The organism is Ruegeria sp. CG3 (assembly GCF_056537205.1).
In genome coordinates this window covers 478,316-495,646 of sequence record NZ_JBQFRC010000002.1, presented here as the reverse complement: position 1 = coordinate 495,646, position 17,331 = coordinate 478,316, and the positions used below count along the sequence as shown (strand labels likewise).

17 protein-coding genes are annotated in these 17,331 nt (G+C 62.5%); 7 read left to right on the top strand and 10 right to left on the bottom strand.

Going from position 1 to position 17,331, the window contains the following annotated elements:
• Genes hemW through rph form a run of 3 tightly spaced genes read right to left on the bottom strand, consistent with a single transcriptional unit; the run spans nucleotide 1 to nucleotide 2,469 of the window.
• Nucleotides 1-1,155, bottom strand: a complete 1,155-nt coding sequence (gene hemW, locus ACR0NB_RS13005) for a radical SAM family heme chaperone HemW (RefSeq protein ID WP_480775894.1) — start codon at nucleotides 1,153-1,155, stop codon at nucleotides 1-3.
• Nucleotides 1,145-1,759 carry an RdgB/HAM1 family non-canonical purine NTP pyrophosphatase gene (gene rdgB, locus ACR0NB_RS13000; RefSeq protein WP_170391381.1) on the bottom strand — a complete coding sequence of 205 codons (615 nt, stop codon included), beginning with the start codon at nucleotides 1,757-1,759 and terminating at the stop codon, nucleotides 1,145-1,147. The genes hemW and rdgB overlap by 11 nt, the downstream gene beginning before the upstream one ends.
• Nucleotides 1,756-2,469, bottom strand: a complete 714-nt coding sequence (rph, locus tag ACR0NB_RS12995; RefSeq protein ID WP_170433554.1) for a ribonuclease PH — start codon at nucleotides 2,467-2,469, stop codon at nucleotides 1,756-1,758. Before rph ends, rdgB begins: the two co-directional genes overlap by 4 nt.
• A gap of 113 nt (nucleotides 2,470-2,582) precedes the next feature.
• Between rph and hrcA the strand changes: the two genes are divergently transcribed.
• Both hrcA and ACR0NB_RS12985 read left to right on the top strand, forming a co-directional pair.
• Nucleotides 2,583-3,647: a heat-inducible transcriptional repressor HrcA gene (hrcA, locus tag ACR0NB_RS12990; protein ID WP_170342649.1), complete on the top strand. Its 1,065-nt coding sequence runs from the start codon at nucleotides 2,583-2,585 to the stop codon at nucleotides 3,645-3,647.
• A gap of 10 nt (nucleotides 3,648-3,657) precedes the next feature.
• Nucleotides 3,658-4,221, top strand: a complete 564-nt coding sequence (locus ACR0NB_RS12985; protein WP_093963902.1) for a nucleotide exchange factor GrpE — start codon at nucleotides 3,658-3,660, stop codon at nucleotides 4,219-4,221.
• A 35-nt stretch (nucleotides 4,222-4,256) separates the two neighbouring features.
• Here ACR0NB_RS12985 and mutS read toward each other — a convergent pair whose 3' ends face one another.
• Nucleotides 4,257-6,872 carry a DNA mismatch repair protein MutS gene (gene mutS / locus ACR0NB_RS12980; RefSeq protein WP_480775920.1) on the bottom strand — a complete coding sequence of 872 codons (2,616 nt, stop codon included), beginning with the start codon at nucleotides 6,870-6,872 and terminating at the stop codon, nucleotides 4,257-4,259.
• A gap of 160 nt (nucleotides 6,873-7,032) precedes the next feature.
• On the opposite strand from mutS, the gene ACR0NB_RS12975 reads away from it, so the two are divergent.
• Nucleotides 7,033-9,288, top strand: coding sequence for an NADP-dependent malic enzyme (locus ACR0NB_RS12975; RefSeq protein WP_170342651.1), 2,256 nt, complete (start codon nucleotides 7,033-7,035; stop codon nucleotides 9,286-9,288).
• 4 nt (nucleotides 9,289-9,292) lie between these two features.
• A complete protein-coding gene (locus ACR0NB_RS12970) occupies nucleotides 9,293-10,165 on the top strand; it encodes a ribokinase (RefSeq protein ID WP_480775893.1) in 873 nt (290 codons plus the stop codon).
• On the opposite strand, the gene msrA is transcribed toward ACR0NB_RS12970, so the two are convergent.
• The 4 genes from msrA to ACR0NB_RS12950 all read right to left on the bottom strand — a co-directional run bounded on the left by msrA (nucleotide 10,162) and on the right by ACR0NB_RS12950 (nucleotide 12,942).
• Nucleotides 10,162-10,827, bottom strand: coding sequence for a peptide-methionine (S)-S-oxide reductase MsrA (gene msrA, locus ACR0NB_RS12965; RefSeq protein ID WP_480775892.1), 666 nt, complete (start codon nucleotides 10,825-10,827; stop codon nucleotides 10,162-10,164). The two genes, ACR0NB_RS12970 and msrA, sit on opposite strands and share 4 nt — an antisense overlap.
• A 95-nt stretch (nucleotides 10,828-10,922) precedes the next feature.
• A complete protein-coding gene (locus ACR0NB_RS12960) occupies nucleotides 10,923-11,204 on the bottom strand; it encodes an SCP2 sterol-binding domain-containing protein (RefSeq protein ID WP_005979840.1) in 282 nt (93 codons plus the stop codon).
• 80 nt (nucleotides 11,205-11,284) lie between these two features.
• Nucleotides 11,285-11,683, bottom strand: coding sequence for a DUF1810 domain-containing protein (locus ACR0NB_RS12955; protein WP_480775919.1), 399 nt, complete (start codon nucleotides 11,681-11,683; stop codon nucleotides 11,285-11,287).
• Nucleotides 11,684-11,715: 32 nt separating this feature from the next.
• The gene (locus tag ACR0NB_RS12950; RefSeq protein ID WP_480775891.1) at nucleotides 11,716-12,942 is read right to left on the bottom strand and encodes an argininosuccinate synthase; all 1,227 of its coding nucleotides are present in this window, start codon (nucleotides 12,940-12,942) and stop codon (nucleotides 11,716-11,718) included.
• Nucleotides 12,943-13,076: 134 nt separating this feature from the next.
• Between ACR0NB_RS12950 and ACR0NB_RS12945 the strand changes: the two genes are divergently transcribed.
• The gene (locus ACR0NB_RS12945) at nucleotides 13,077-13,844 is read left to right on the top strand and encodes a hypothetical protein (protein WP_480775890.1); all 768 of its coding nucleotides are present in this window, start codon (nucleotides 13,077-13,079) and stop codon (nucleotides 13,842-13,844) included.
• A 59-nt stretch (nucleotides 13,845-13,903) separates the two neighbouring features.
• Nucleotides 13,904-15,130, top strand: coding sequence for a threonine ammonia-lyase IlvA (gene ilvA, locus ACR0NB_RS12940; RefSeq protein ID WP_480775889.1), 1,227 nt, complete (start codon nucleotides 13,904-13,906; stop codon nucleotides 15,128-15,130).
• A 4-nt stretch (nucleotides 15,131-15,134) separates the two neighbouring features.
• Here the strand turns inward: ilvA and ACR0NB_RS12935 are convergent, their stop codons facing one another.
• A complete protein-coding gene (locus ACR0NB_RS12935; protein WP_170370385.1) occupies nucleotides 15,135-15,461 on the bottom strand; it encodes an Hpt domain-containing protein in 327 nt (108 codons plus the stop codon).
• A 157-nt stretch (nucleotides 15,462-15,618) separates the two neighbouring features.
• Between ACR0NB_RS12935 and ACR0NB_RS12930 the strand changes: the two genes are divergently transcribed.
• Complete coding sequence (locus ACR0NB_RS12930; protein ID WP_480636970.1) at nucleotides 15,619-16,884, top strand: PP2C family protein-serine/threonine phosphatase; 1,266 nt, start codon at nucleotides 15,619-15,621, stop codon at nucleotides 16,882-16,884.
• Here the strand turns inward: ACR0NB_RS12930 and ACR0NB_RS12925 are convergent.
• The gene (locus ACR0NB_RS12925; RefSeq protein WP_170340705.1) at nucleotides 16,881-17,324 is read right to left on the bottom strand and encodes an NUDIX hydrolase; all 444 of its coding nucleotides are present in this window, start codon (nucleotides 17,322-17,324) and stop codon (nucleotides 16,881-16,883) included. The two genes, ACR0NB_RS12930 and ACR0NB_RS12925, sit on opposite strands and share 4 nt — an antisense overlap.
• Between the last annotated feature and the right edge of the window lie 7 nt (nucleotides 17,325-17,331).

Here is a 17,331-nt window from a genome sequence, read left to right as displayed (position 1 = left end):
CTAATCCAGCAACTCACGGATCACCGCATTGAGAACCGCGCGGCCGTCAGCAGTGGCGGAAACGCGGTGTCCGTCTTGGGCGATCATTCCGATGTCTTGCAGATAGTCCAGTTTGGTTTGCGGCAAAGGGTGCCCGGACAGGCGATTGAAGAGCTCCATATCTAGACCCTCAGTCAAGCGAAGACACATCATGAGGTATTCATTCGCTTGTTCTTCTGCGGTCAGGGGGAGCCGCGACCTTTCGCCATTTCCTTGCATGGCGGCAGTCAGCCACGCGGTCGGTGCCAGATGGGTTTCGGTTGCGATCCGTTGGCCATCCACCGTGATCCGCCCATGGGCGCCCGGTCCGATGCCGACATAGTCGCCATAGCGCCAATAGATCAGGTTGTGCCGAGACTCGGCCCCGGGAACGGCGTGGTTCGACACCTCGTAGGCGGGCATGCCGTGGGCTTCGCAGATCTCTTGCGTGGCCAGATACATGTCGGCGGCGCTGTCGTCCTCGGGCAGGCCGCGCAACTTTCCGACCGAATAGCGGTCGCCGAAGGCCGTGCCGGTCTCGATGGTCAGCTGGTACAGCGACAGATGGTCGATCGCCATCGACAGCGCCTCGGTCAGCTCGGCGCGCCAGGCCTCAAGCGTCTGGTACTGGCGGGCATAGATCAGGTCAAAGCTGACCCGGTCGAAACAGGTGCGGGCGATGTCGAAGGCCGCGCGTGCCTCGGCCACGCTGTGGATGCGGCCCAGCCGCCGCAGATCTTCGTCATTCATCGCCTGAATGCCCATCGAGATCCGGTTCACACCGGCATCGCGATAGGCGGCGAACCGTCCGGCCTCGACCGAGCCGGGATTGGCCTCGAGCGTGATTTCCATGTCATTGGCGGGCCGCCAAAGGCTGCGGGCGGTGTCGATCACGGCGGCGACGGTTTCGGGCGCCATCAGCGACGGGGTGCCGCCGCCGAAGAAGATCGTGTTCAGAACCCGGTCAGGGGTTTCGGCGGCCGCGCGCTTCAGCTCGGACAGATAGGCGTCAAGCCATTGTTTTTGATCAATATTTCTGGAAACATGGCTGTTGAAATCGCAATAGGGGCACTTGGCCTCGCAAAAGGGCCAATGCACGTACAGGCCAAAGCCCCCGTTGCGCCAATCATCCGCCAAAGCAGCCTTTCACGAACAGCTCGACCGCGCGACCACGATGGCTGATCTTGTTCTTTTCCCAGCGATCCATCTCGGCAAAGGTAATGTCGAATCCTTCAGGGACGAACATGGGGTCATAGCCGAACCCGTCCTTGCCGCGTATCGGCCAGACCAGATGACCGGGCGCGACGCCCTCGAACACCTCGTCATGGCCGTCGGGCCAAGCCAGTACCAGCGTACAGCGGAACTGGGCAGTGCGAGGATGCGGGGCGTTGCGCGCCTCAAGCTCGGTGTGGGCGCGGGTCATGGCCATCAGGAAATCGCGGCCATTTCCGGTTTCGGCCCAGTCGGCGGTGTACACGCCCGGCGCGCCGTCCAGCGCATCGATGGTGATGCCGGAATCGTCGGACAGGGCGGGCAGGCCGGTGGCCTGTGCGGCGGCGTGGGCCTTGATGCGCGCGTTGCCGACGAACGTGTCCTCGGTCTCTTCGGGTTCGGGCAGGTTCATCTCGGCCGCGCCCACGACGGTCACGCCAAAGGGCTCGAGCAGATGGGCCATCTCCTCGAGCTTGCCTTTGTTGTGCGAGGCCACCAACAGCCGATCACCTTCGAACCGGCGGGTCATGCGGTGGCGGCCTTTTGCGCGGCCACCAGCTCGGACACGCCTTTTTCGGCCAGTTCCATCAGCTGATCCATCTGCGCGCGGCTGAAGACGGAACCTTCGGCGCTCATCTGCACCTCGATCAGTTTGCCCGAACCGGTCATGATGAAGTTGCCGTCAACGCCGGCCTCGCTGTCTTCGGGATAGTCCAAGTCCAGAACGGGCTGGCCGGCATAGATGCCGCAGGATACGGCGGCAACCGGATCAACCAACGGGTCCGAGATCACGTCGCCGGCCTTCATCAACTTGTTCACCGCCAGCCGCAGCGCGACCCAGCCGCCGGTGATCGAGGCGCAGCGGGTGCCGCCATCGGCCTGCAGTACGTCACAATCGACGGTGATCTGGCGTTCGCCCAGGGCGACGCGATCCACCCCGGCGCGCAGGGCGCGGCCGATCAGGCGCTGGATTTCCACGGTCCGGCCACCCTGTTTGCCGCTGGCGGCCTCACGCCGCATCCGGGTGTTTGTCGCGCGGGGCAGCATGCCGTATTCGGCAGTGACCCAGCCCAGGCCCGACCCCTTGATAAAAGGCGGCACGCGATCCTCGATCGTGGCGGTACACAGAACATGGGTGTCGCCGATCTTGATCAGGCAGGAACCTTCGGCATGTTTGGTAAACCCGGTCTCGATTGAAACCGGGCGCATTTCGCTTAAATCTCGTCCAGAGGGTCGCATGAGATATCCTTTGTCTGCTGGCTTGGGGATAACGCCCGGCATGGCAGCGATGCAACCCCGATTGACCTTTCTGTTGGCAGCTATTTAATGACCACCCAGCAAGGGAACCACCGATGAGTGAAGCGAGCAAAATTCTGGACGAGTTGAACGACCGGTCGCGGGAAGTGTTTCGCCTGATCGTCGAAAGCTATCTGGAAAGCGGCGAACCTGTCGGCAGCCGCACCCTCAGCCGGTCGCTCAGTGAAAAAGTCAGCGCGGCAACGGTTCGCAATGTCATGCAGGATCTCGAGTTTCTGGGCCTTTTGGGCAGTCCGCATGTCAGCGCCGGCCGGGTGCCCACACAGGTTGGGCTGCGCATGTTCGTCGACGGCCTGCTGGAAGTTGGCGACCTGGGCGAGGACGACCGCAAGAAGCTGGATGAGACGCTGGGCAGCAATTCCGGTGATGTCAGCGGTATGCTGGATCGCGTCGGGGCCGCCTTGTCGAACGTCACGCATGGCGCGTCGCTGGTGCTGACACCCAAGCACGAATCCGAAATCAAGCATATCGAGTTCGTTTCCCTGGGCCATGACCGGGCCCTGGTGGTATTGGTTTTCGCAGATGGCCATGTGGAGAACCGGCTGTTCACGCCACCACCGGGTCAGACGCCCAGTTCGATGCGTGAGGCGGCCAATTTCCTGAACGCCCTGATCGAGGGCCGGAAACTGTCCGATGTGCGCCGGATGATCCAGACCGAGATTGCGGCGCGCAGGCAGGAGATCGACGTGCTGGCCCGCGAGCTTGTGGAAAGCGGCCTTGCGGCCTGGGAGGGCGAGGCGTCGGACTCGGCGCGTCTGATCGTGCGTGGTCGGGCGAATCTGCTGGGCGACACCGGTCAGGAAGAGGAGCTGGAGCGAATCCGGGTCCTGTTTGACGATCTGGAACGCAAGCGTGACATAGCCGAATTCCTCGAATTGACCGAGGAAGGCGAGGGTGTGCGCATTTTTATCGGCTCGGAGAACAAACTTTTCTCACTTTCGGGTTCCTCTTTGGTGGTGTCTCCTTATATGAACGCTGATCGAAAGATAATCGGCGCCGTTGGCGTGATCGGGCCGACCCGTCTGAACTATGGGCGGATCGTGCCGATCGTGGACTACACGGCGCAACTGGTTGGGAAACTGATTTCCGATCGGAGCTAGAGGGTAAAAGATGGCAGAGCCGAAGAACGAAGACTTTCTGGACGACATTGCAACTGCCGAGGCGGAAGAACTGGCCGAGGAGATGGCCGAGATCAGCGAAGAAGCGCTGGAACTGGATGCCCTGAAGGCCGAGCGCGACGAGTTGCGCGACAAGTTCATGCGCGCCCTGGCGGATGCGGAAAACGCACGCAAGCGTGGCGACAGGGCCCGCCGTGAGGCCGAACAGTATGGTGGGTCCAAATTGGCGCGCGACATGCTGCCGGTCTACGACAACATGAAACGAGCGCTCGAGGCGGCTACGGACGAGCAGAAAGAGGTCGCAGCCGGCCTGATCGAAGGTGTCGAGCTGACCATGCGCGTGTTGAAGGACGTATTCCAGAAACACGGGATCGAGGTGATCACACCCGAGGTTGGCGACAAGTTCGACCCGAATCTGCACGAAGCCATGTTCGAAGCCCCTGTGCCGGGCACCAAAGCGGGCGAGATCATCCAGGTCTCGGCCGAAGGGTTCATGCTGCATGACCGCTTGCTGCGTCCGGCGCAGGTGGGGGTCAGCTCGACCCCGGCCAGCTGACGGGCCAGTGCTTCACTGACAATTGAATGGGGCGGTCAGGATTTGGCCGCCTCTTTCAGTTTGTAGATCAGGTCCAGCGCTTCGCGCGGGGTCAACTCGTCCGGCAGGATCTGGTCCAGCATGTCGGTGATTGGCGAGGCCTTCGCAACCGGTGGCGGCGGGGGCGGTGCTGCGGAAAACAGCGGCAGATCATCGATCAGCGCTTTTTGCTTGCCGCCCTCGCGCTCGGTCTTCTCCAACTGGTCCAGAACCACCCGTGCGCGCTCGACGACCGAAGCCGGCAAGCCCGCCAGTTGCGCGACCTGCACGCCATAAGACCGGTCGGCCGCGCCTTTGTGGACCTCGTGCAGGAAGATCACCTCGCCCTCCCATTCCTTGACCGCGACGGTGGCGTTTTCGACGCCCTCCAGCTTGCCGGCCAGCGCGGTCAGTTCGTGGTAATGGGTGGCGAACAGGGCGCGGCAGCGGTTGGCGGCGTGCAGATGTTCCAGCGTGGCCCAGGCGATTGACAGGCCGTCATAGGTGGCGGTGCCGCGCCCGATTTCATCGAGGATCACCAACGCCCGGTCATCGGCCTGGTTGAGGATGGCCGCGGTTTCCACCATCTCGACCATGAAGGTCGACCGGCCCCGCGCCAGATCGTCGGAGGCGCCCACGCGGCTGAACAACTGGCTGACCAGTCCGATATGCGCGCGTTCGGCTGGAACGAAACTGCCCATTTGCGCCAGCAGCGCGATCAGCGCGTTCTGGCGCAGGAAGGTCGATTTACCCGCCATGTTCGGACCGGTCAGCAACCAGATGGCCGCTCCGTCCTCTGCGCTGAGGTCGCAGTCATTGGCGATGAAAGCATCACCGGATTGCTGGCGCAGCGCGTGTTCCACCACCGGGTGGCGGCCCGCGACGATATCAAAGGCGCGCGAACCGTCCACCTGCGGTCGGCACCAGTTCTCGCCCCGCGCCAGGTCGGCCAGCGCGGTGGTCAGATCCAGCTCGGCCAGCCCGCGCGCGGCTTGATTGATGCGGGCATCATGCGCCAGAATCTCGTCAGACAGCCTTTGATAGAGCCGCTTTTCGATCTCAAGCGCCAGGTTGCCGGCGTTCAAGATGCGGGTTTCGATCTCGCTGAGCTCAACCGTGGTGAACCGCACCTGGTTGGCGGTGGTCTGGCGGTGGATATAGGTCTCGCTGAACGGCGGGTTCAGCATCTTTTCGGCATGGGTGGCCGTGGTTTCGATGAAATAGCCCAGCACGTTGTTGTGCTTGATTTTCAACGAGGCGATGCCGGTATGTTCCGCGTATTTCTGCTGAAACCCGGCAATGACCGAGCGGCCTTCGTCGCGCAGGGTGCGGGCCTCGTCCAGTTCTGCGTCGAAACCGGGGGCGATGAAGCCGCCATCGCGCGCCAGCAGCGGCGGGTCGGCGACCAGCGCCTGATCCAGCAGGTCGAGCAGGTCGTCGAAGCCCACAAGGTTCTGCACCGCGGTCGCCAGCAGCACCGGCAGGTCCTGACCGGCGCAGATCTCGGCAATCGCCTGCGCCTGCGCCAACCCGTTGCGGATGGCGGCCAGATCGCGCGGGCCGCCACGCTCGAGCGACAGGCGCGACAGGGCGCGGTCCAAATCGGGCGTCTTGCGCAAGGCTTCGCGCAGATCGGCGGCGATCAGGCTGTCCTGCGCGGCAAAATCGACCGCGTCCAGCCGCGCATGGATCACACCCAGGTTGCGCGAGGGGCTGGACAGCCGTTGTTCCAACAGGCGCGCGCCGCCCGGGGTCACGGTCCGATCCACCACCGACAGCAGCGATCCGGCCCGTCCGCCCGACAAAGATCGCGTAAGTTCAAGGTTGCGGCGGGTGGCCGCGTCGATCTGCACGACGCGATCCTCGGATTCTTTCATCGGCGTCTGCAGCAGCGGCAGTTTGCCCTTTTGCGTGATCTCCAGATAGTCGATCAGCGCGCCCATGGCCGAGATCTCGGCCCGGCCAAAGCTGCCGAACGCGTCCAGCGTGCCCACGTGAAACAACCCGCAGATGCGTTTTTCTGCCGCAGTGCTGTCAAAACTGGCCCGCCCGATGGGGGTGAGCGCGATGCCCAGGTCCTGGACCGTGTCGCGCAGACCGGCCTCAGTGCCGTCGGCCACGATCAGCTCGGACGGGGCCAGCCGGGCCAGCTCGGGGCTGAGGCGGACCGAGGTCAGCGGCATCACGTGAAACGCCCCGGTCGAGATGTCGGCCCAGGCCAGCGCGGCCTCGTCGCGCACCTCGGCATAGGCGGCCAGAAAATTGTGGCGGCGCGCCTCCAGCAGGGCGTCTTCGGTCAGGGTGCCGGGGGTGACAAGGCGCACGACATCGCGCTTTACCACCGATTTAGAGCCTCTTTTTTTGGCCTCGGCCGGGCTTTCCATCTGTTCGCAGACGGCGACGCGAAAGCCCTTGCGGATCAGCGTCAGCAGATAGCCCTCGGCCGAATGCACCGGCACGCCGCACATGGGGATGTCGTCGCCATTGTGCTTGCCGCGCTTGGTCAGGGCGATGTCCAGCGCCTCGGCGGCGTTCACGGCGTCTTCAAAGAACATCTCGTAGAAATCGCCCATGCGGTAGAACAGCAGGGCGTCTTTGTGGGCCTCTTTGATTTCCAGGTATTGCGCCATCATCGGCGTGACGTTGGACAAGGCTGCTCCCCTCTGGCGTATTCCGGCGCGACCTTACAAATCCCCCAACCGCGACGAAAGGTGAAATCGCATAGTCGTTGAGGCGCGCCCGCGCCTGCGGTATGAGGCGAAAAGCCCCGAAGTCATGGAACCGACCGTCAAAATGCCCAAAGCGAAGATCACCAAAGAAGAGGCGCTGGCCTTTCACCTGGAACCCACCCCCGGAAAGTGGGAGGTGCAGGCCACCGTTCCCATGACCACGCAGCGCGATCTGTCGCTGGCCTACAGCCCCGGCGTGGCGGTTCCGTGTGAAGCCATCGCCGAAAACCCCGAGACCGCCTATGACTATACCAACAAGGGCAACCTTGTGGCCGTGATCTCGAACGGGACGGCGGTTCTGGGGCTGGGCAACCTGGGCGCTCTGGGGTCCAAGCCGGTGATGGAGGGCAAATCGGTCCTGTTCAAGCGCTTCGCCGACGTGAACTCGATCGATATCGAACTGGACACCGAGGACCCCGACGAATTCTGTCGCGCGGTCAAGCTGATGGGGCCGACCTTCGGCGGCATCAACCTGGAAGACATCAAGGCGCCCGAGTGCTTCATCATCGAACAGCGCCTGAAGGAAGAGATGGACATCCCCGTCTTTCACGACGACCAGCACGGCACGGCGGTGATCTGCGCGGCGGGGCTGATCAACGCGCTGCACATCTCGGGCAAGAAGATCGAGGATGTGAAGATCGTCCTGAACGGGGCCGGAGCGGCAGGGATCGCCTGTATCGAACTGCTCAAGTCGATGGGCGCCCGGCATGAAAACTGCATCGTCTGCGACACCAAGGGCGTGATCTACCAGGGCCGGACCGAGGGGATGAACCAGTGGAAATCGGCGCATGCGATTTCGACCGAGCTGCGCACGCTGGAAGAGGCCATGAAGGGCGCAGACGTGTTTCTGGGCGTATCCGTCAAAGGCGCGGTCACGCAGGAGATGGTCGCCAGCATGGCCGACAATCCGGTGATCTTCGCCATGGCCAACCCCGATCCGGAAATCACCCCGGAAGAGGCGCACGAGGTGCGCGTTGACGCGATCGTGGCCACCGGGCGCAGCGACTACCCCAACCAAGTCAACAACGTTCTGGGCTTTCCCTACCTGTTCCGCGGGGCGCTGGACATTCACGCCCGCGCCATCAATGACGAGATGAAGATCGCCTGCGCCCACGCGCTGGCCCGTCTGGCGCGCGAGGATGTGCCCGACGAGGTGGCGCTGGCTTATGGCAAATCGCTGACCTTCGGGCGCGACTACATCATTCCCACGCCATTTGATCCGCGCCTGATCTATCGCATTCCGCCGGCCGTGGCGAAGGCGGGGATGGACACCGGCGCGGCCCGGCGGCCGATCATCGACATGGAGGCCTATGAGTTGAGCCTCAAGTCGCGCATGGACCCGACCGCCAGCATTCTGCGCGGCCTGAACGCCCGGGCCCGCGCGGCGCAAAGCCGGATGATCTTTGCCGAGGGCGACGATCCGCGGGTTTTGCGCGCGGCGGTGACGTATCAGCGGTCGGGCTTCGGCAAGGCGCTGGTCGTGGGCCGGCCCGACGACGTGAAGACCAAGCTGGAAGCCGCCGGTCTGGGCGACGCGGTGCGCGAATTGGAGGTGGTCAACGCCGCCAACACCACGCATCTCGATGCCTACAAGGACTTTCTGTACCAGCGGTTGCAGCGCAAAGGCTTTGACCGCAAGGACATCCACCGCCTGGCCGCGCGCGACCGGCATGTGTTCTCGGCCCTGATGCTGGCGCATGGGCATGGCGACGGTCTGGTGACCGGGGCCACCCGCAAATCGGCGCATGTGCTGGACCGCATCAGCCATGTGTTCGACGCCGACGCCGCCCATGGTGCCGCCGGGATCACCGCGCTGCTGCACAAGGGCCGGATCGTGCTGATCGGCGACACGCTGGTGCATGAATGGCCCGACGAGAACGATCTGGCGACGATTGCCGAACGCGCCGCCACGGTTGCCCGCCACATGGGGCTGGAGCCTCGGGTGGCCTTCGTCAGCTTCTCGACCTTCGGCTATCCGGTCTCCGAGCGGACCGAAAAGCTGTACAAAGCCCCGCAAGTGCTGGAGGCGCGAGGCGTCGATTTCGAATACGAAGGCGAAATGACCGTCGACGTGGCGCTGAACGCCCACCAGCAAGAGGCCTATCCCTTCTGCCGCCTGACCGGGCCGGCCAACATCCTGATCGTGCCCGCGCGGCACTCGGCCTCGATTTCCACCAAGCTGATGCAGGAGATGGCCGGAGCCACGGTGATCGGCCCGATCCTGACCGGCATCGACAAGCCGATCCAGATCTGTTCGACCGGCTCGACCGCGAATGACATCCTGAACATGGCCATCCTGGCCTCGTGCGACATGGCGTGATCCGATGGCAATCTGGAACCTGGGCTCGATCAATGCCGACATGGTTTATGCGCTGCCGCACCTGCCGGCGCCGGGTGAAACCCTTGCGGCCAGCGGTTTGCAGCGGTTTCTGGGCGGCAAAGGCGCGAACATGTCGGTTGCGGCGGCGCGGGCCGGGGCGCATGTGCGCCACATCGGCGCCGTGGGGGCCGACGGGCTGTGGGCGCGCGACCGGTTGACCGAATACGGGGTCGACACGCGGCACATCGCGCAGGTCGATCAGCCCACGGGCCATGCGATCATCGCCGTGGATGCGCAGGGCGAAAACCTGATCATCCTGTACCCCGGCGCCAACCACGCGATCGGGGCCGATCAGGTTTCCGCCGCACTGGCAGCCTCTGACACGGGCGATCTTCTGGTGTTCCAGAACGAAACCAGCGCACAGGTCGCGGCCGCGAAACTGGGCCGCGAGCGGGGTCTGACGGTGTGTTATGCCGCAGCCCCCTTCAGCGCAACGGCGGTGCAGGCGGTGCTGCCCTATCTGGATTTCCTGATCCTGAACGAGGTCGAGGCCGCCCAGCTGCAACAGGCCACAGGGATGGCTCCGGCCGATCTGCCGGTCGAGCATGTGATTGTCACGCTGGGGTCAAAAGGCGCCCGCTATCATCAACGCGGGCAGGCGGCGGCAGAGTTTCCCGCCCACAAGGTCAAGGCCGTGGACACGACCGGGGCCGGGGACACCTTTACCGGATATGTTCTGGCGGGAATGGACCGGGGGATGCCGATGGCGCAGGCCATCACCCAAGCCAACCGGGCCGCTGCCCTGATGGTGATGCGGCCTGGTACGGCGGACGTCATTCCCGATCTGAAAGAGGTGCGCGAGGCCGCGCTGGATTAAGATCCGGCAAACGGCGCGGCGTTGCCCCACAATAGCCGGACCCGTGCATCGCGGCCGCAGGCCTTGCGATAGGCCTTGTAGGCATTCAGCTGGCGTTTCGGCCCGAACCGGGTGAACACCAGCTTTTTGCCCTTGTAGTAATCCTGATGATAGGCCTCGGCCGGATAGAACGCCCCAAGCGACAGGACCGGAGTCACGATGGCCTGACCCAGCGCACGCTGTGCTTCGGCCTTGCTGCGTTCGGCCAAAGCTTTTTCGCCTGTGTCAGAGACGAAAATCGCGGTGCGATAGCTGTCGCCCCGGTCACAGAACTGTCCACCGGCATCAGTGGGATCGACCGAGCGGAAAAACAGGTTCAGCAGGGTTTCACGGGAAACGCGGGCCGGATCGAAGGTGATCTGCACCGCCTCGTAATGGCCGGTGCCGCCGCTCGTGACCTGGCTGTAGGTGGGGTTCGGAGTCGTGCCGCCGGTGTAACCCGAAACCGCCTCGATCACGCCGGGCACGGATTCGAAATCGGCCTCGACGCACCAGAAACAGCCGCCCGCCACGGTCAGCGTCTCGGTTCCGGCCGCCGGGGAAGGCTGAGCGCGCAGGATCAGCGCCAGCGCAATCAGCGCAAACAGAAGGGTCAGCTTGATCTGGTCGAGGCAACGGGTCATGGCGGATCTCCTTTCCGCCTCAGGCTGCCGCGCAACGGGGCGGCTGGCAATCGGCTGAAACCGTTTGTCACGCGGTGGTGAGACGAGTTTATCGCCTAGCCCAGCAACTGCCCCAGCTTCATCGCGACGCCCATGTCGCCCGAGATCTTGAGCTTGCCCATCATCACCCCTGTCATCGGGTTCAGCTTGCCGGTCAGCAGTTTGCCCAGGTTTTCGCGCGAGATGCGGATGGTGCAATCGGTCTCGCGGTCCTGGGTGGTGGCCGTATTGTCGGCCAGCACGATCACGCCATCGGCGCCGCAATCAAATTTCAACGAGCCGTCAAAGCGTTTGTCGGCCAGCCCTTTTTGGATTCCCTCGGCGATCTCCTGCAGCATCACTGCCTCCCTTTTTCGCACTTGCGTTCGGGGTGACAGAGGGCAGGGGCCGGGGCAAGCGTGACCTTACGGGAAACCGCTCAGCCCAGGGCCTGCTGTGTGCGCGGGCAGGGCTGCCCGTCATAGAACGCGCCCAGAACCTCCTGGAATTCAGGCGGAGCATCGGGCACGGCGGCGAACAGGGTCATGGACGACCGCAGCTTCTTGGCATCGACCTTGCCCAGAATCTCGGCCGGGTCCTTGCCCGCGTGGGTCAGCATCAGCCGGGCCACCTCGGTCAGGCGGCGGCGCAATTCGGGATGGACCAGGTAGGCCGCAGCCTCGTCCAGATCCTCGATCCCGTAGAGCTGCGACATATGCGACTGGCCCAGCTCGGCCAGTTGCGGAAAGACGAACCACATCCAATGGCTCGTCTTCTGCCCCTGTTCCAATTCGCGCAGGACATCGGACCAGACCGTGTCCTGCGCTTCGATGAACATTTCCAGTTCGTCATTTATGCCGTCATCCTCGGTCACTTGGACAACCGCTTGTCGCGCGCCGCCAGCAGCTTGAGCCGCAGTGCGTTCAACTGGATGAAGCCCGCGGCGTCTTTCTGGTCATAGGCGCCAGCGTCTTCCTCAAAAGTCACATGCGCCTCGGAATACAGCGAGTGATCCGACCAGCGGCCCACGGTCGAGGCCAGACCCTTGTAGAGTTTCACGCGAACGGTGCCGGTGACATGTTCCTGGCTTTTGTCGATGGCGGCCTGCAGCATTTCGCGCTCGGGGCTGTACCAGAAGCCGTTGTAGATCAGCTCGGCATATTGCGGCATCAGCTGGTCCTTCAGGTGCATCGCGCCGCGGTCCATGGTGATGGATTCGATGCCGCGATGCGCTTCCAGCAGGATGGTGCCGCCCGGTGTTTCATAGATGCCGCGCGATTTCATGCCCACGAACCGGCCCTCGACCAGATCCAGACGGCCGATGCCATGCTTGCCGCCGTATTCGTTCAGCTTGGTCAGCAGGGTGGCGGGGCTCATCGCCTCGCCATTGATGCTGACCGGGTCGCCTTTTTCAAAGCCGATCTCGATATATTCGGGCTCGTTCGGGGCGTCCTCGGGGTGGACGGTACGCTGATAGACATAGTCGGGCGCCTGTACAGCGGGGTCTTCCAGAACCTTGCCCTCGGACGAGGTATGCAGGAGGTTCGCATCCACCGAGAAGGGTGCCTCGCCCCGCTTGTCTTTGGCGATCGGGATCTGGTGCGCCTCGGCAAATTCCAGCAGCTTGGTGCGGCTGCTCAGGTCCCACTCGCGCCAGGGCGCGATCACCTTGATGTCAGGGTTCAGCGCATAGGCCGCCAGTTCGAACCGCACCTGGTCATTGCCCTTGCCGGTGGCGCCATGCGCCACGGCGTCGGCGCCGGTTTCCTCAGCGATCTCGATCAGGCGCTTCGAGATCAGCGGCCGCGCGATGGATGTGCCCAGCAGGTACAACCCTTCGTACTGCGCATTGGCGCGGAACATGGGGAAGACGAAATCGCGGACGAACTCTTCGCGGATGTCCTCGATATAGATGTTCTCGGGCTTGATCCCCAGCAGCTCGGCCTTCTGGCGGGCAGGCTCAAGCTCTTCGCCCTGACCCAGGTCGGCGGTGAAGGTCACCACCTCGCAGCCATACTCGGTCTGCAGCCATTTCAGGATGATCGAGGTATCAAGGCCACCGGAATAGGCCAGAACAACTTTCTTGGGCGCGGACATCTGACTTCCCCTTATGCGTAAGACGATTGGCCCCTAGCGGGTTTTCGACGTGGGGGCAAGAAGCTGTGGATTGACCGGGCGGCGGAATTGCAGTCAAACGGTATCAACCATGGATTGATTAAGGAAATTTCGGAATGCTCGGATGGAATATTTTTTCCCACTCGCTTCGGATGGTTTTTGGCAATCTCAAGCAGGTGGCGCAAATCGTTATCGGTCCGGCCGTAATCGGAACGGTTGCGATCATCGGACTGTTCATGGTGTCCGGAATTCCACTTGAGGCATTTGATGACAATCCGAACGGGCTTCCGCCGGGAGTGAACCCGGGGGCCCTTATTCTGTTCGCGTTTCTCGTGTTCGTCGTGATGGTCCTCATCATGGGCTGGATCGCGGTGGCCTGGCACAGATACATTCTTCTGGAAGAGTATCCTTCCGGCGTGCTGCCCACCTTTCGGTTCGATCGCATTCTGGCCTATTTCGGACGCGGGCTGATGCTGGGGATCCTGATGGCAATTGCGTTTCTGCCGATGGGGATCCTGACAGGCATGCTGGGCGAAGGACTGATCGCCGTTTCGATCATCCTGACCATCGGCTACCTGGTTTTCCTGGCTATTTGCTTCTATCGGCTGTCGATTATCCTGCCGGCTGCGGCAATCGGCCAGCCGATCACGCTGACCGAGGCTTGGAACAACACTCTGGGCACCGCAGGAACAATCGTCGTTCTTATCGTGGTCTCGTTCCTGTTTCAGTTCCTTGTTCAGCTGGCGATCGGAGTTTTGTCGATCATTCCGGTATTGGGTGTATTGATCGCCCTGTTTTTCGGGATCCTGATCCTGCCGATGATCAACGTCAGCATCCTGACTACGATGTACGGCGTGTTCATCGAAAAGCGCGAACTGGGCTGATCGCTCGTACACCGATGTATTCCTTGCCCTTGTCGGCCTGATGGGGCAGGGAATGCGGCATGAGTGATTTCATGACCCGCGCCCGCGCCGCCGAACAGGCGATGCGCACCGTGTTTCCTGCAACACCGTTGCAGCGCAATGCCCATCTGTCCGAGAAATACGACGCCGACATCTGGCTGAAACGCGAAGACCTCAGCCCGGTGCGGTCCTACAAGATCCGTGGTGCGTTCAACGCCATGCGCAAGCAGCAGGGACAGGACCTGTTCGTCTGCGCCAGCGCTGGCAACCACGCGCAGGGCGTGGCCTTTATGTGCAAGCACATGGGGGTCAAAGGCGTGATCTTCATGCCGGTGACGACACCTCAGCAAAAGATCCAGAAGACCCGAATCTTTGGTGGCGACAACGTCGAGATCCACCTGACCGGCGACTATTTCGACCACACGCTCGCCGCGGCTCAGGACTGGTGCGCGCAGCAGGGTGGGTATTTCCTGTCGCCCTTCGACGATGACGACGTGATCGAGGGGCAGGCCTCATTGGCGGTTGAAATTGAGGAACAGTTGGGCCGCCTGCCTGATCACGTGGTGTTGCCGGTGGGCGGGGGCGGCATGTCCTCGGGTGTGGCGACGTGGTTCGGCGACCGAACCCATTGCCTGTTCGTCGAACCCGCAGGCGGAGCTTGTCTGCGCGCGGCGCTGGCGGCGGGCCATCCGGTGTCGCTGGACAAGGTGGACAATTTCGTTGACGGCGCGGCGGTGGGCCGGATCGGGGACAAGCCGTTCCAGCTGTTGCGTGACCGGCACCTGTCGGACGTGATCGTTCTGTCCGAGGACCGCATTTGCACCACCATGATCGAGATGCTGAACGTGGAAGGCATCGTGCTGGAACCCGCCGGGGCCTTGGCGATCGAGGCGGTGGGAGACATCCAAAGCTTTGTGCGCGGCAAGACGGTCGTCTGCGTCACCTCGGGCGGGAATTTCGATTTCGAGCGTCTTCCCGAGGTCAAAGAGCGCGCACAGCGCTATTCGGGCGTCAAAAAATACTTCATCCTGCGCCTGCCGCAGCGCCCCGGAGCACTGAAGGAATTTCTGAACATCCTCGGCCCCGAAGATGACATCGCCCGGTTTGAATACATGAAGAAATCGGCGCGCAATTTCGGCTCGGTCCTGATTGGGATCGAGACCAGCAAGCCGGACAATTTCCTGCGCCTGTTTGCGCATCTGGACGATGCCGGGTTCGTCTATACCGACATCACCGAGGACGAGACGCTGGCGCAGTTCGTGATCTGACCGATTACAGGTTGTCCTTTAGGCCGGACATGAATTCCGCGCGCGAGCGGTCAAAGGCCGCGATGACCGCGTCCAGATCGACTTCCGCCCCATGGCCCGCAGCAGCGCGCCGTTCGCCATCCTGACAGAGTTTGGACAGACTCTCAAAACCAAGGCTCAATGCACTGCCTTTGAGGAAATGCAGGTTCTGCTCAAGCGCGGATCGGTCAGTGTCCGACGTCAAGCGGCCCATGACCTCACCGACTTCATCCAGAAAAATCCGGACGACCTCGTCGAACTCCTCGGCCCCGACTTCATCACGCAGCTGGCGCACCCTTGGCCAGTGTATCATCACCGTCCTCCACCTTGACCGGTATCGTCTCTGAATACCGGTCAGGTGTAAAATCCGGGTTAAGCCGCTGCGGTGAATAGCTTTCATCGGTTGTTAAGCTGAGCGCCGTAGCTTTGCCCCACCCCCGTTGGAAAATGCGCAGAGGTTTCGCGTGCGAGTGTCCAGCCAAATTGAGGCCAAGGCTGACCTGGATTTTGGAGCTATCCGGACGGTGCTGGTGGTCGATGACAGCCGCCTGCAACGCCGTATTCTGGTGGCGTCGCTGAAGAAATGGGGATTCACGGTTGTCGAGGCCGACAGCGGTGAAGAAGCGATCGAGATCTGCAAGAAGGGCCTGCCCGATCTGGTGCTCAGTGACTGGGTGATGCCGGGCATGGGCGGGCTGGAATTCTGCCGCGCGTTCCGCGCGTTGGAGAACGACCAGTACACCTATTTCATCCTTCTGACCTCAAAAAGTGAGAAGCAGGAAGTCGCGCGCGGTCTGGATGCCGGTGCGGATGATTTCCTGATCAAACCGCTTGAAGCAGACGAGTTGCGGGCCCGCATTTCGGCAGGGGCCCGCATTCTCGATATGCAGCGCGAGCTTTCGGACAAGAACCGGTTGATCGAAACCGCTTTGTCCGAACTGCGCCTTGCGCATGACGCCATCGACAAAGATCTGATCCAGGCGCGCAAGATACAGGAATCACTGGTGCCGGAACTCTATCGGGAATTTGGCAGGTCCCGGGTCAGCCTGCTGCTCAAACCCTGCGGCCACATCGGGGGTGACCTGGTGGGGATGTTTTCGCCGGGCGCGAACCGGATCGGGTTCTACAGCATCGATGTCTCCGGCCACGGTATCACGTCAGCAATGATGACGGCGCGGTTGGGCGGGTATCTGACCAGCCAGCATTTCGATCAGAACGTCGCAATGGAGAAGCGGTTCAACAAGTTCTACGCCTTGCTGCCACCCGAGCAGGTAGCCGCTATCCTGAATGCCCGCCTGATGGCCGACACGGGGATCGAGGAATATTTTACCATGGTCTACGCCATCGTGGATCTGCGCAACGGCCACCTTAGAATGGTTCAGGCTGGGCACCCCCACCCACTGCTGTTGCGCCGGACCGGCCGGGCGGAGTTCCTTGGGGATGGCGGCCTGCCCATCGGATTGCTGCCCGATGTGGCGTTCCAGCAGACCGAAACCTATCTGCAGCGCGGTGACAAGCTGCTGTTGTACTCGGACGGCTTCACCGAATGCCGTGTCAAAAACGGTGATCTTCTGGATGAGGACGGGCTGCAACGGATGGCGCTGGAATGCCTAGGAGCGAACAGCGGGCCCGAGTTTCTGGACGACATGTTCTGGCGATTGACGCAGGGCATGCCGCCGGGAACGGGGATGGAGGATGACGTTTCAGCCGTGTTTTTCGAGTACAACGGAAACTAAAGCCCGGATAGATGCAGCCGCGCGAAGTGCCGGTCGCCTGCATTGCCCAACATGTGAACCGCATCGCCGGTGTTCATCCAAACCGCCTCGTGAAAGGGTTCGGTCGGTGGTCCTTTGCGTTGAACCGGGCGAGCGCGGTAGATCAGACAGACCTTCTCGGCCCACAAATCATATTCGGGCATGTAGGTGAACCGCCGGAACGCACCAACCCGCCGCGGGTCCGCGATCGACCAACCGGTTTCTTCGAACACCTCGCGATGCAGGGCGACAATTGGCGACTCGCCCGGGTCGATCCCGCCTCCGGGCAGCTGCAAGTCGGGTCCGGGTTCAGTCTGGCAGGTCAGCAGCAGGCTGGCCCCGCGCGGCAGCAGCGCATAGACGCCGACCCGGCGCGTGTATTTCCGCCCCGGTTCCGGGGTTTCGCCGAACCGTCTGATCATGTAAGGA